Here is a 12251-nt window from a genome sequence, read left to right on the forward strand (position 1 = left end):
ACGGGCGGAAGCGGTCTTAGATCTTAGTCGCAGACGACTACTTATTTGGGAAATCTGCTTTTCTTTTTTCTAAAAATGCGCTCGTGCCTTCTTTAAAATCTTCGGTATCGAAGCTTTTTCCAAAGTTCTCTACCTCTTTATCAAAACCATTTACGCCATCTTCATCATTGGCATTAATCGCCTCAATGGCTCTAGAAATCGCTACCATAGAATTACGCATAATTTTATGAGCGGTTTTACTAGCAAGCTCCATCAATTCTTCAGCGCTAGTCACATGATTCACCAAACCGTATTGTAAGGCTTGTTTTGCATCAATCATTCCTGCATTCATAATCATTTCCATCGCTCTTCCCTTACCCACTAATTGTGGCAAACGCTGCGTTCCTCCATAGCCAGGAATCACTCCCAAAGAAGTTTCTGGTAATCCCATTTTGGCATTATCACTGGCGATTCTAAAGTGTGCAGCCATGGCTAATTCTAATCCGCCACCCAACGCAAAACCATTAATAGCAGCGATGACTGGTTTTTTAAAGTTAGCGATACGATCAAAGACTTCCTTTTGCCCTTTTGCAGCAAGGTTTTTCCCTTCTTCTACACTATAATCAGCAAATTCAGAAATATCTGCCCCTGCAACAAATGCTTTTTCTCCGCTTCCAGTAATGATGATTACTTTTACCTCATCGTCGGTTTCCAATTCCGCGAAAGCGCTATGGATTTCGCCTAAGGTTTCTCTGTTTAAGGCGTTTAATTTTTTAGGACGGTTAATGCTTAATTTTGCAATTCCGCTTTCTTTTTCTAATAAAATATTTTGGTAACTCATGTGTTATATTTTAGGAAATTTAACTTTAAATGTGGTTCCTTCTCCTTCTTCCGAAGTAAAAGATATACTGCCTTTATAGGCTTCAATAATGGTTTTTATAATTCCCAAACCTAGCCCCATTCCGCTAGATTTAGTGGTGAACTTAGGTTCAAAAATATGGATTTTATTTTCTTCTGAAATACCTGTTCCGTTATCTTTTATAAGAATGCATACCGAATCTTCATCTGTTTTTACCGAAACTTCTACACGCTGCTGCGGATTTTCTTCTGAAGCTTGCAAGGCATTTTTCACCAAGTTGGTCACTACCCTAATCAATTGAGTACGATCAAAGATGGCAAGAATTTCTTCCTCTTCCGGAAAGAATTCTATATTTCTTTCATTAAAAATATCTAGCGCTAACTTAACGATTTTGGGAACGTTAAGCGTTTCATTTTGCTGTGCCGGCATCTTGGCAAAATTAGAAAACGCCGAAGCGATAGAACTCATGGTATCAATCTGCTGAATAAGCGTCTTGGTGTAATCCCGAAGTTTCTCTTTAATCTCGGGATCTTCAGGATCAAAACGCCGCTCAAAACTCTGCACCGTTAATCGCATAGGCGTCAACGGATTCTTAATCTCGTGCGCCACTTGCTTTGCCATTTCCCGCCATGCTTGCTCTCGCTCATTTGTGGCGAGTTTCACCGCGCTTTCTTCCAACTCATCTATCATAGAGTTATAGGCTTTAATAAGCGACTTAATCTCTTCTGAAGTGTCTTTTATGGCAATCTTCTTGTTCTTTTTATCCAATCGCGTGGCATGGATTTTCTCACTTACCGTTTTTAAGGAAGAGGTAATGTATTTAGACAAAAAGTAAGAGAGTAAAATAGCAACCAAAATGAGTAATATATAGACTTGAGCTAAGATTTTCAAGAAATCCTTCAACTGCATATCTATAAATCCGTCGTCATCAATTTTAGGAAGGTTGAGAATCGCCAAGGGCTTAAAATAAGCATCGGTGATGTAAGTGTAGGAAGATTGATACTTCTTCCCGTCTTCTTTATAAAAACGAACGTATTTTTTATTTTCAGATCCTTCCAAAAGCAACAAGGCCTGTTTTGGCATCTTGGTTACTGAAGTATCTTTAAAAAAGGTCGCTTTAGAGGATTTGAGCAAACGTCCTTGAAGATCATAAAAATTAATTTCGGTGTTGTGAATGTTCTTAAGTTCGTGGATTTTTTTTCTAAAAATCAACGGAATATTCTCGGTCGTAACCTCGTAGGTGGTGGTTTGTATTTCATAATTGATACTCGCCCGTATGGAAGCCTCCTTTTGCTTCAGTTTATCTATTTGGTAGGCTTCGGCTTCTTTTTTATATTGATAAATGGTAACCACGGCAATTAGGACAGAAGCTCCTAACACCAAAAATATCATGCTCAAAAAAATACGTGTTCGTAAAGAGCGTTTGAGCCACCTCATCTTACTTATTTTTATTTCTAATTCGTTTGTACACTTTAATGCCTAGCATTAATAAAATTCCCAACACAAAAATGCCCGCTACGCCAAAAATCCAATTAAAAGTACCTTTTAAAATTACCAAAAACACGACCGAAAAAAGAATCAGCGTAGAGCCTTCATTAAACAAGCGCATTTGATTAGAAGTCCACTTAAAAATATCGTTTTGTTGTTGCTTAAAAATCTGATGGCACTTCCCGTGGTATATAAATAACAACAAAACAAATGCCAGTTTTATATGCATCCAAGGTTGTGATAGCCACGCAGGTTGTAAAATCAATAACCACACCGCAAATAGCGTAGCTAAAATTGCCGAAGGCCACGTAATAATAGTCCATAACCTTTTGGTCATAATTTTTAACTGATCGCTTAAAATTTTTCTTTCTAGCTCATTTTTATCTTGGGCTTCAATATGGTAAATAAATAACCTCGGGATATAGAACAAGCCCGCAAACCACGTAATCACAAAGATTAAGTGAAGGGATTTGATGTAATTGTAGTATTCCATTTAAGGTTTTTTTGACGGGTTTTGGTGGGTGTTGAATATAGATAAAACAAGTATGGTTTCGTTTTTAACCTGATAAACAATCACAAACGGAAAACGATTTAAAAGTGCATGCCAAAAATCTTGCCTCTTTATAAATTGATGAGGCTTAGAGGATATTCTTTCTAAATTTTTGTACAAATCTTTCAAAAAACTTTCTCCCAAAAAGAGCTGTTGTGATTCATACCATGAAACAGCTTCATAAATTTCAAGATTTGCCCTAGAAGAAAGCCTCACTTTAAAAGCCATATTTTGTCTTCATATTAGATTTTAATTCTTCTAAGGTATGGGTCTCTAGTTTGCCTTCCTCGTATAACTTTACATCGTGTTTTAAAGCCTGATAATGTTCTTTTGGAATCGAAAAATCATCTTGAGTTACATAGCTTTCCTTTTCTTCTCTTACCGAAGCCTCCTCCAACAGAAGTCTCACCTCTTTTAGTTTATTCTCATCATTGCAATTTATAACTTCTTGCAACACATCAATTTTTAACTGATCCAACTCCTTCTTTTTCATAACACCTCATTTCTTACAAATATAATCATAAAGCTTTTAAAAAATTTATACAGCTACTTCTTCGTTTTTCAAAGGAATCAAATTCTTCTTAATTTCCCTATTTAAAAAGATTCCTGTAACAATGGTAGAAAGAAAATCGGCTAGCGGGAAAGAAATCCAAACCCCCAGTTCTCCGTAATACTCTGGCAGAATTAAAATCAGTGGAATAAAGAAAAAACCTTGTCGGGTTAGCGTCAACAAGAAAGCGGGAGTCGCTTTCCCAATTGCTTGAAAGTACGCTGAACCTATCAATTGAAGCGAAATAATGGGTAATGCCGCAAAAACCCATCGCATGGCCGATGGGGTTTCTGCCAATATCGTTTCATCTGTGGTAAAAATGGCCACAATAGATTCTGGAAAAATCATGATGATTGCAAATACTCCCAAGGCTAAAGTTCCGGCATAAAAAATGGCTTTGTTAATCGATTCCCTAACTCTTTCGGGTTGATTAGCGCCGTAATTATAGCCGGCAATAGGCAAAAATCCTTGGGTCACTCCCAATACTGGAAATAGTGCAAACATGAGCATTCTTCCTACAATAGCATAGACCGTCACCGATGCCTCGCCGCCTATATTAAATAAAATATTATTCAGTAATAAATACGTAACACTCACAACCGCTTGTCTTGCCAAGGTGACAAATCCCAACGAAGCTATTTCTTTTAAAATAGGAAAATCAAGTCTAAAGTGCGCCTTATTTAGTTTAAGCTCTGAATTTTTTGAAAGGAAAAACCACAATACATAAGAAAAAGATACAAAGTATGAACCTGTTGTAGCCCACGCTGCACCCGCCATTCCCCAGTCAAACACGTAGATAAAAAAGTAATCTGCAACTAAATTAAGAATAGAAGGCAAGATCATGGCAATCATCGCATATTTAGGTTGCCCTTCTGCTCTAATCACCGAATTTCCCATCATGCTTAAAGCCAGAATAGGAACCCCGTAAAGTACAATGCGGTAATAAATTTCTGCCGGGGCGTAAATCTCTCCTTTTCCTCCAAAGGCAGGAATTAATTCTTTGATGAACCATAAGCCTAAAACCACCAACAAAATACACAAAACCAAGGTGAGTGTAATTTGGTTTCCAAAGGTTTTTAAAGCTTTCTTATAGTTGTTGGAGCCTAGAGCCCGAGAAATAATGGAAGATCCTCCAATCCCAATCGCCATTCCTAAAGCGGCAATAAAAAAGGAGACCGGCAAGACCACGTTGATGGCGGCAATCGCATTAGGTCCTATCCAGTTCCCAACAAAAATGGTATCAACCAAGATGTTGAGCGACATGACCAAAATCCCGATGGAAGCAGGTAAAGATTGCTTGATAAGCAGTTTTCCAATAGGCTCTTTTCCTAATGCCTCCGAATTTACTTTTGCCATTATGAGCCTACACTTTCTTCTTGTTTTGCCTCTACCCAGGCGTTAATCCAGTTACTTAAGGTTTTCACCCAATCTTCCCGATCGTTTAAACAAGGAATTACGGTAAGTTCTTTTCCTCCATTTTCATGGAAAATTTCTTCTCCTTCCATCGCAATCTCTTCTAAGGTTTCTAAACAATCAGAAACAAAAGCCGGAGTTACAATGGCCATTTTTTTCATTCCGTTAAGGCCAAATTTTTCAATGGTTCTATCAGTGTAAGGTTGTAACCATGGGTCAAACCCTAAACGCGACTGAAACGAAGTGCTGTAAGCATCAGGATTTAATTCTAATTTTTCGGCTACCAAACGCGTGGTTTCATAACACTGGTGACGGTAACAAAATTGATGCGCTGGCGATGCAGTTTGACAACACGTACCATCTATTTGGCAATGCGATTTGGTAATATCACTTTTTCTAATGTGCCTTTCCGGGACACCGTGATAACTAAACAACAAATGCTCGTAATCTAATTTTTCTATCTTTTCGGCAATACTTCGCGAAAGAATTTCGATATAATCTGGTCGGTTATAGAATGGAGGTAAGGTAGTTATTTTCATCTCAGGGAAATGCTCTTTTTGCAACTCATCTGCCAAGACCACAATCGTCTCGGTCGTTGCCATAGCAAATTGTGGATACAAGGGCAATAACAACACCTCGTCTACTCCTTTTACATGCAATTCTTTTAAGCCTTGCTCTATGCTTGGCTTTCCATAACGCATGGCTAGGGAGATGGGAACTTCTGTAAATTTATCTATTTTTTGCTGTAAACGTTCTGAGAGAACAATAAGAGGAGAACCTTCTTCCCACCAAATCTTTTGGTAAGCGGCCGCAGATTGCTTAGGACGTGTATTTAAAACGATTCCTTTTACAATAAATGCACGAAGCAACCAAGGCACGTCTATAACGCGTTCATCCATTAGAAATTCATCTAAATACTTCTTTACATCTTTGGGATTGGTGCTCTCTGGAGAACCTAAATTGACGAGTAAAACTCCTTTCATTTCAATTTTTTTTCAAAAATAATGGTTTATACTAAGAATAGTATGCGTTGGGCTTTCCAATTTATCAATCTCTCGATAGTTAAATTAAATTGACCGACTGAATATATTTTTTTGGGGTGGTGCCAAATTTCTTTCTAAAGGCAGCGATAAAGTGACTTGCCGTACTGTAACCCACTCTTAATCCTACCTCATTAACGTTATGTCGTCCAGTTTCTAAAAGCTTACGGGCAAAGTCCATTTTATAGTCAAATAAAAACCCAAAAACGGTATCACCATACACTTCTTTAAAGCCTTCTTTTAGTTTCTTAAGGCTCAAGCCAATCTCATCGGCGAGTTCTTGCAAACTTGGAGGCTCTGCCATACGCTGAATCATAATGTCTTTCGCTTTACGGATTTTGCGCACGTTATCCTCATCGATTAAAAAAGGACACTGCTCTATATCGGCTTCCTCGGGACGGTTAAAATAAAGTCCCATCAACTCATAAGCTTTTCCTTTTAAGTAAATTTTCTTTACGGAAGGATGCAAGTTAAAATTGAGAATCTGACTTAAAACGACCGCCATCGACGGACTTATAGATTGTTCCTGATAATATTTTTTATCCCGGTTATCATCCGTTAAGAAATCAATGTAATTTGCCTCTTCAGAAAATAGAGAGTGTAATTTTTGGATGGAAATAATGATGCTCACCATCCAAGAATTAGCGTTTGCAGTAACGCTAAGCGGTAAATTTTTGGTGGGATTGTAAAGCAATAAGGATTTCTCTTCTCCTAGATGAAGTGCATAACTTCCCTGATTAAAACTAAACTGTCCCATTCCTTTTAAACAAAAATGAAACTGAATAAAATCACTGTGCATTTCCTTCTCAAAAAACTGATTATCAGACGTATCGTTCTGAAAAGTAAGAATATGAATTCCATCCTCTACAAGCAGTTTATGGAAAGTACTTTGAGCGTTATTTTCTGTCGTAGTATTCATGGTTAAAATTCTGTTTTTATTTAGAATCATTCTAAAATAATGAATCCGAAATCCTCGTTGACCCCACAAAAATAGCTTATTTCAACGAATTAGCGTAGATTCTACTTTAAAATAACTTCTAACGACAATAAAAGTACTTTTAACGTTACTTTTACAAAAACATAGCAGCTACTTTTGTAGTCTAAATATTTAGGACCTTATTCTTCTATGAAGAACTATCATATATCTAAACACAATTCTTTTTATGCCATTGGCTTAAGCTATCAAAAAGCTGACGCTGACATTAGGGGGAATTTCAGCCTTAACGAAGAGCAAAAAAAGAACTTAATTAACGATGCCAAAAACGATGGTGTAGATGGCATTTTAATTACCTCTACCTGTAACCGTACCGAAATTTACGGCTTTGCTCAACATCCTTTTCAACTCATCAAATTGCTTTGTCAACATACCAATGGTACGGTAGAAGAGTTTGAAAAAGTTGCTTACGTGTATAAAAACCAAGAAGCGATTTCGCATTTGTTTAAAGTGGGAACAGGATTAGACAGTCAGATTTTGGGAGACTTTGAAATTATAAGTCAGTTAAAACACGCTTTCAACATTTCTAAGAACCTAAGTATGGCCAATCCGTTTATAGAGCGATTGGTAAACTCGGTGATTCAAGCCAGTAAGCGAATTAAAAACGAGACCGAAATTTCTTCGGGTGCCACCTCGGTTTCTTTTGCATCGGTACAATACATCTTAAATCGTTATAAAAATGTTTCCAATGCGAAAATTCTACTTTTCGGAACTGGGAAGATTGGACGTAATACCTGTGAAAACTTGGTGAAACATACCAAGAACAATCACATTACCCTAATTAACCGAACTAAAGACAAAGCAGTAAAAGTAGCTGGCAAATTTGACCTTATTGTAAAAGATCATGCCGATTTGCAGAGTGAAATTCGGGACACCGATATTCTTATTGTCGCTACGGGAGCTCAAAACCCTACCATCTCTAAAGAACTTATTTATTCTGATAAAAAGTTATTGATTTTAGATTTGTCCATTCCTAAGAATGTGGCTAACGATGTAGCCGATTTGGAAAACGTACAACTCATTCATTTAGATCATCTTTCTCAAATGACTGATGCCACACTAGAAAAGAGAAAAACCTTTATTCCGCAGGCAGAAGAGATTATAGAAGAAGTAAAAAAAGATTTTAATGCTTGGCTAGAGACGAGAAAATTCGCGCCAACCATTAAAGCTTTAAAGCACAAATTAAGACATATGAAAGACGAAGAGCTAGACTTTCAAAGCAGAAAGCTCAACGACTTTAATAATGAACACGCCGAAATTGTAAGCAACCGCATTATTCAAAAAATAATGAACCAGTTTGCAAGTCATCTTAAGCAAGACAGCGACTCTACAGATGAAAGTTTGGCCCTGATCCAAAAAGTTTTTCAATTAGAAGATTTATCGAAATAAGCTTACATGAGCACAACCATAAGAATTGGTACCCGCGATAGTGAATTAGCATTATGGCAGGCCAACAACGTAAAAAATAAACTAGAAGCTTTAGGCTATAAAACCCAATTGTTACCCGTAAAATCTACGGGTGATCTTAATTTAGATCAGCCTTTATACGAGATGGGAATTACGGGTATTTTTACCAAAACCCTAGATATCGCGATGATCAAGGGAGACATAGATATTGCGGTGCATTCTATGAAAGACGTTCCTACCGCTTTACCTAAGGGCATTGTGCAAGCGGCCGTTTTACCTCGTGCCAACGTGCATGATATTTTACTACACAAAGGCTTAGATTTTCTCAAGTCTAGCGGAACTATCGCTACCGGAAGTTTACGAAGAAAAGCACAGTGGTTGCACCATCATCCATCGCACAAAATCGTAAACCTACGCGGAAACGTGAATACCCGTTTAAGAAAATTAGAAGATAACGAAGACTGGAACGGAGCTATTTTTGCCGCTGCAGGTTTAGAACGTATCAACCTAAAGCCAGAAACTCACCAAGTATTAGATTGGATGACTCCGGCTCCCGCACAAGGCGCGATGCTTATTGTGGTGAATGAAAGTAACGTCTTCGCCAAAGAAGCCGTAGAAAAGCTTAATGACGAAAAAACAGCGAAATGCGTTCACGTAGAGCGTGATTTTTTAAGAAAATTAGAAGGAGGGTGTACGGCGCCAATTGGAGCTTTAGCCGAATTTAAAAATGAAAAGGATATCTCCTTTACAGGAAACCTTTATAGCCTTGACGGAACACAAAAAATAGAAGAAAAAGCTATTTTTCAAGCAGATGATTACCAAAGAATTGGTGCGATTTTAGCTCAGAAAGTATTAGATAACGGCGGTAGAGAACTTATGCGCTCTATAAAAGCCGAATTAGAATAATAGTTGATCATGCCAACGATACTCAGCACTAAAAAACTTGACAAGCATCAAGAGCAATTGATGCTAAATGCAAACATTAGCTTTGTTTCGTATGATGCTATCCGTATTTCTTTTTACAAAGAACTTCTCTTTCCTCAAAAAGTAGAAAACGCCATCGTTACCAGTAAAAATACTTGGCAAGCCATAAAAGATAAAATTTCTATCAAAAATGCTTTTGTAGTGGGCATCAAAACCACACAGCTACTTCAAGAAAGTGGCATAGAGATTATAGAATCTACCGATTATGGAAAAGATTTAGCTCAAAAAATATGCAGTACTCATTCCGCTAAGGAATTTCATTTTTTCTGCGGAAAACAACGAAGAGACGAACTGCCTACCCAATTAAAGATAAATAATATTTCCTTTACGGAAACACAAGTTTACGACACCCTAGAAAATCACAGAGAATTCTCTCAAGAGTTTGATGGCATCCTGTTTTTTAGTCCCAGTGGCGTAAAAAGTTTTTGTGCGGTCAACGATATAAAATCGGCCACGGCATTTTGCATTGGCACCACCACAGCAAAAGAAGCAGAAAAGTATACCAAGAATATCATCATTGCGAACCAACCCACTATCGAGAATGTTATTGTACAAGTGGTAAAAACCTATAAAAATGATTAAAAACGATTTATTTTTAAGAGCCTTAAAAGGAGAAACTGTAGAACGTCCACCAGTTTGGATGATGAGGCAAGCGGGAAGATACCTTCCAGATTTTATGAAGCTCAAAGAGAAGTATGACTTTTTTACACGTTGTAGAACTCCAGAGCTGGCTACCGAAATTACAGTGATGCCTATTCATCAAGTAGGAACAGATGCTGCAATTTTATTTTGTGATATTTTGGTAGTTCCGCAAGCGATGGGCGTAGAGATAGAAATGAGACCCGGCGTTGGGCCTTGGGTTCCCGATCCTATAAGAACGGCTAAGCAAGTAGATGATATCGTTGTTCCCAATGTTTACGAAGAATTGGGTTACGTGTACGAAGCGATTAAAATGACCAAGCAAGAATTAAACGACGAGGTTCCTTTAATTGGTTTTGCGGGTTCTCCTTGGACGATTTTATGCTATTTAGTGCAAGGTCAAGGTTCTAAGAATTTTGACAAAGCCAAAGAGTTTTGTTTTACCAATCCTGTTGCAGCTCATCAGCTTTTGCAAAAAATTACCGACACCACGATTGCTTACCTAAAAGGAAAAGTAGAAGTAGGTGTAGATGCCGTACAATTGTTTGACTCTTGGGGAGGAATGCTTTCTCCTGTAGATTATCAAGAATTCTCTTGGCAATACATGCAGCAAATAATTGATGCTTTAAAAGATGAAACTCCCGTGATTGCTTTTGGAAAAGGCTGTTGGTTTGCACTTAAAGAAATGAGTGAATCTGGAGCTTCGGCTTTAGGGGTAGACTGGACGTGCTCTCCAAGAAATGCGCGTTACTTAAGTGGTGGAAACATCACCTTGCAAGGTAATTTTGATCCGTCAAGATTATTTTCTCCACCAAAAGAAATCAAAAAGATGGTGCACCAAATGATTAACGAGTTTGGAAAAGACAAATACATTGCAAATTTAGGACACGGGATTTTACCTAATATTCCAGTAGATAATGCAAAAGCATTTGTGGACGCCGTAAAAGAATGGGAAGAATAATGGCAATTTGGGCTCGCATTAAAAATTTAAAGTTCAAGCAACTTTTGGTGCTAGCCCAACTTTCTATACAACATCCTACCTCAATTCTACCTACCTATAAAGCGACCAAAAATAGCATGGCGATTTGCGACAGGCGATTCGGAAACGCACATCACAAAGACAATGAGACGAATGCTTTTAGGCATGCCTTATGGAATTTTTTAATTGCTGAATATTGCTTCCGCGGAAATGATTCCGTAAAGAAATCTGTAAATTGGGCAAAAAGAATCACCGACTTACACGAGCGACTTTCTCCCAACGAGCTACTTGCAAAAACGATGGATTTGCACAACAATCAGCAAGGTAGAGTCCTTTTTGAAGAAGGAATTAAGGAAGAACAAATTGTCTCGGTTCTTCAGCAAAAAATGAAGAAAGCTTTAAAAATTGTATCTCCCGAAGATGCAAAAAAAGCACCTCAACAATTGATTTATATTGCTCATGAAAGATAAATTTTACAACTACATAGAAGGATTACAAGATCGAATTACCCAAAAACTGGAAGAAATTGATGGGAAAGCCAAATTTCAAGAAGATCTTTGGGAAAGAAATGAAGGCGGTGGCGGAAGAACACGCGTTATAGAAAACGGAAACGTATTTGAAAAAGGCGGCGTCAATATTTCGGCGGTACACGGACCTCTAGATCCTGCGATGCAACAATATTTTAAAGTAGGAGACGTCAACTTTTTTGCCTGTGGATTGAGTTTAGTCATTCATCCTAGAAACCCGATGCTGCCCACGGTTCATGCCAATTGGCGCTATTTTGAAATGTATGACCAAGAAGGAAATACCATCGACCAATGGTTTGGAGGCGGACAAGATTTAACGCCTTACTATCTTTTTGAAGAAGACGCCAAGCATTTTCATAGCGTTTGTAAAAAGGCTTGCGACCTTCACGGAAAAGATTTGTATCCTAAATACAAGAAGCAATGCGATGAATATTTCTGGAATTCACACCGCGATGAAGCCCGAGGCATTGGAGGTTTGTTTTTTGATCACTTAAAAAGCACCGATGAAAGATCTATTGAAGACTGGTATGCTTTTGTAACCGAAATAGGCAATAGCTTTTTAGAAGCCTACGCTCCTATCGCAGAAAAAAGAAAAAATATCGATTATTCCAAAGAACAAAGAGACTGGCAAGAAATACGAAGAGGAAGGTATGTAGAGTTTAATTTGGTTCACGATAAAGGAACTTTATTTGGCTTAAAAACCAACGGAAGAATTGAGAGTATATTTATGAGTTTACCGCCACACGTGCAATGGCATTACAATCATCATCCCGAAGAGGGCAGTGAAGAAGAGAAGTTATTGAAGGTATTGATGAAACCGAAAGATTGGGTGAGTTAGTAGT

14 protein-coding genes are annotated in these 12251 nt (G+C 37.8%); 6 read left to right on the forward strand and 8 right to left on the reverse strand.

All coding sequences use genetic code 11. The features are described from left to right. Positions 1–37: 37 nt before the first annotated feature. The 8 genes from RBU60_RS03425 to RBU60_RS03460 all read right to left on the reverse strand — a co-directional run bounded on the left by RBU60_RS03425 (position 38) and on the right by RBU60_RS03460 (position 6798). Positions 38–820 carry an enoyl-CoA hydratase/isomerase family protein gene (locus RBU60_RS03425; protein WP_308863265.1) on the reverse strand — a complete coding sequence of 261 codons (783 nt, stop codon included), beginning with the start codon at positions 818–820 and terminating at the stop codon, positions 38–40. A 3-nt stretch (positions 821–823) separates the two neighbouring features. Beyond that, complete coding sequence (locus tag RBU60_RS03430) at positions 824–2230, reverse strand: sensor histidine kinase (RefSeq protein WP_308863348.1); 1407 nt, start codon at positions 2228–2230, stop codon at positions 824–826. Between the two features lie 46 nt (positions 2231–2276). Next, a complete protein-coding gene (locus RBU60_RS03435; RefSeq protein WP_308863266.1) occupies positions 2277–2819 on the reverse strand; it encodes a CopD family protein in 543 nt (180 codons plus the stop codon). Beyond that, a complete protein-coding gene (locus RBU60_RS03440; protein ID WP_308863267.1) occupies positions 2820–3104 on the reverse strand; it encodes a type II toxin-antitoxin system RelE/ParE family toxin in 285 nt (94 codons plus the stop codon). It lies immediately after the preceding gene. Next, positions 3094–3369, reverse strand: coding sequence for a hypothetical protein (locus RBU60_RS03445; RefSeq protein WP_308863268.1), 276 nt, complete (start codon positions 3367–3369; stop codon positions 3094–3096). The genes RBU60_RS03440 and RBU60_RS03445 overlap by 11 nt, the downstream gene beginning before the upstream one ends. Positions 3370–3414: 45 nt before the next feature. Beyond that, the gene (locus RBU60_RS03450; RefSeq protein WP_308863269.1) at positions 3415–4782 is read right to left on the reverse strand and encodes an MATE family efflux transporter; all 1368 of its coding nucleotides are present in this window, start codon (positions 4780–4782) and stop codon (positions 3415–3417) included. Continuing rightward, entirely contained in the window at positions 4782–5822 is a 1041-nt protein-coding gene (gene hemH, locus RBU60_RS03455; protein WP_308863270.1) for a ferrochelatase, read from the reverse strand. Before hemH ends, RBU60_RS03450 begins: the two co-directional genes overlap by 1 nt. Positions 5823–5901: 79 nt before the next feature. Beyond that, positions 5902–6798, reverse strand: coding sequence for an AraC family transcriptional regulator (locus RBU60_RS03460; protein WP_308863271.1), 897 nt, complete (start codon positions 6796–6798; stop codon positions 5902–5904). Positions 6799–7005: 207 nt separating this feature from the next. On the opposite strand from RBU60_RS03460, the gene hemA reads away from it, so the two are divergent. Genes hemA through hemF form a run of 6 tightly spaced genes read left to right on the forward strand, consistent with a single transcriptional unit; the run spans position 7006 to position 12247 of the window. Beyond that, the gene (gene hemA / locus RBU60_RS03465) at positions 7006–8262 is read left to right on the forward strand and encodes a glutamyl-tRNA reductase (protein WP_308863272.1); all 1257 of its coding nucleotides are present in this window, start codon (positions 7006–7008) and stop codon (positions 8260–8262) included. 6 nt (positions 8263–8268) lie between these two features. After that, the gene (hemC, locus tag RBU60_RS03470; RefSeq protein ID WP_308863273.1) at positions 8269–9186 is read left to right on the forward strand and encodes a hydroxymethylbilane synthase; all 918 of its coding nucleotides are present in this window, start codon (positions 8269–8271) and stop codon (positions 9184–9186) included. Between the two features lie 9 nt (positions 9187–9195). Continuing rightward, on the forward strand, positions 9196–9846 hold the full coding sequence (locus tag RBU60_RS03475; RefSeq protein WP_308863274.1) for a uroporphyrinogen-III synthase: 651 nt from the start codon (positions 9196–9198) through the stop codon (positions 9844–9846). Further along, complete coding sequence (gene hemE, locus RBU60_RS03480) at positions 9839–10864, forward strand: uroporphyrinogen decarboxylase (protein ID WP_308863275.1); 1026 nt, start codon at positions 9839–9841, stop codon at positions 10862–10864. Before RBU60_RS03475 ends, hemE begins: the two co-directional genes overlap by 8 nt. Next, positions 10852–11352, forward strand: coding sequence for a DUF6973 domain-containing protein (locus RBU60_RS03485; RefSeq protein ID WP_308863276.1), 501 nt, complete (start codon positions 10852–10854; stop codon positions 11350–11352). The genes hemE and RBU60_RS03485 overlap by 13 nt, the downstream gene beginning before the upstream one ends. Beyond that, positions 11342–12247 (forward strand): oxygen-dependent coproporphyrinogen oxidase, encoded by a 906-nt coding sequence (gene hemF, locus RBU60_RS03490; RefSeq protein ID WP_308863277.1) that lies wholly within the window; start codon positions 11342–11344, stop codon positions 12245–12247. Before RBU60_RS03485 ends, hemF begins: the two co-directional genes overlap by 11 nt. Positions 12248–12251 lie beyond the last annotated feature (4 nt).

Source organism: Mesonia profundi (assembly GCF_031085155.1).
Classification (GTDB): Bacteria; Bacteroidota; Bacteroidia; order Flavobacteriales; family Flavobacteriaceae; genus Mesonia; species Mesonia profundi.

Bases quoted from the DNA above. Each gene is read 5' to 3' on its own strand.
- RBU60_RS03425 (WP_308863265.1), bottom strand. From the start codon at position 820: ATGAGTTACCAAAATATTTTATTAGAAAAAGAAAGCGGAATTGCAAAA.
- RBU60_RS03430 (WP_308863348.1), bottom strand. From the start codon at position 2,230: ATGATATTTTTGGTGTTAGGAGCTTCTGTCCTAATTGCCGTGGTTACC.
- RBU60_RS03435 (WP_308863266.1), bottom strand. From the start codon at position 2,819: ATGGAATACTACAATTACATCAAATCCCTTCACTTAATCTTTGTGATT.
- RBU60_RS03440 (WP_308863267.1), bottom strand. From the start codon at position 3,104: ATGGCTTTTAAAGTGAGGCTTTCTTCTAGGGCAAATCTTGAAATTTAT.
- RBU60_RS03445 (WP_308863268.1), bottom strand. From the start codon at position 3,369: ATGAAAAAGAAGGAGTTGGATCAGTTAAAAATTGATGTGTTGCAAGAA.
- RBU60_RS03450 (WP_308863269.1), bottom strand. From the start codon at position 4,782: ATGGCAAAAGTAAATTCGGAGGCATTAGGAAAAGAGCCTATTGGAAAA.
- hemH (WP_308863270.1), bottom strand. From the start codon at position 5,822: ATGAAAGGAGTTTTACTCGTCAATTTAGGTTCTCCAGAGAGCACCAAT.
- RBU60_RS03460 (WP_308863271.1), bottom strand. From the start codon at position 6,798: ATGAATACTACGACAGAAAATAACGCTCAAAGTACTTTCCATAAACTG.
- hemA (WP_308863272.1), top strand. From the start codon at position 7,006: ATGAAGAACTATCATATATCTAAACACAATTCTTTTTATGCCATTGGC.
- hemC (WP_308863273.1), top strand. From the start codon at position 8,269: ATGAGCACAACCATAAGAATTGGTACCCGCGATAGTGAATTAGCATTA.
- RBU60_RS03475 (WP_308863274.1), top strand. From the start codon at position 9,196: ATGCCAACGATACTCAGCACTAAAAAACTTGACAAGCATCAAGAGCAA.
- hemE (WP_308863275.1), top strand. From the start codon at position 9,839: ATGATTAAAAACGATTTATTTTTAAGAGCCTTAAAAGGAGAAACTGTA.
- RBU60_RS03485 (WP_308863276.1), top strand. From the start codon at position 10,852: ATGGGAAGAATAATGGCAATTTGGGCTCGCATTAAAAATTTAAAGTTC.
- hemF (WP_308863277.1), top strand. From the start codon at position 11,342: ATGAAAGATAAATTTTACAACTACATAGAAGGATTACAAGATCGAATT.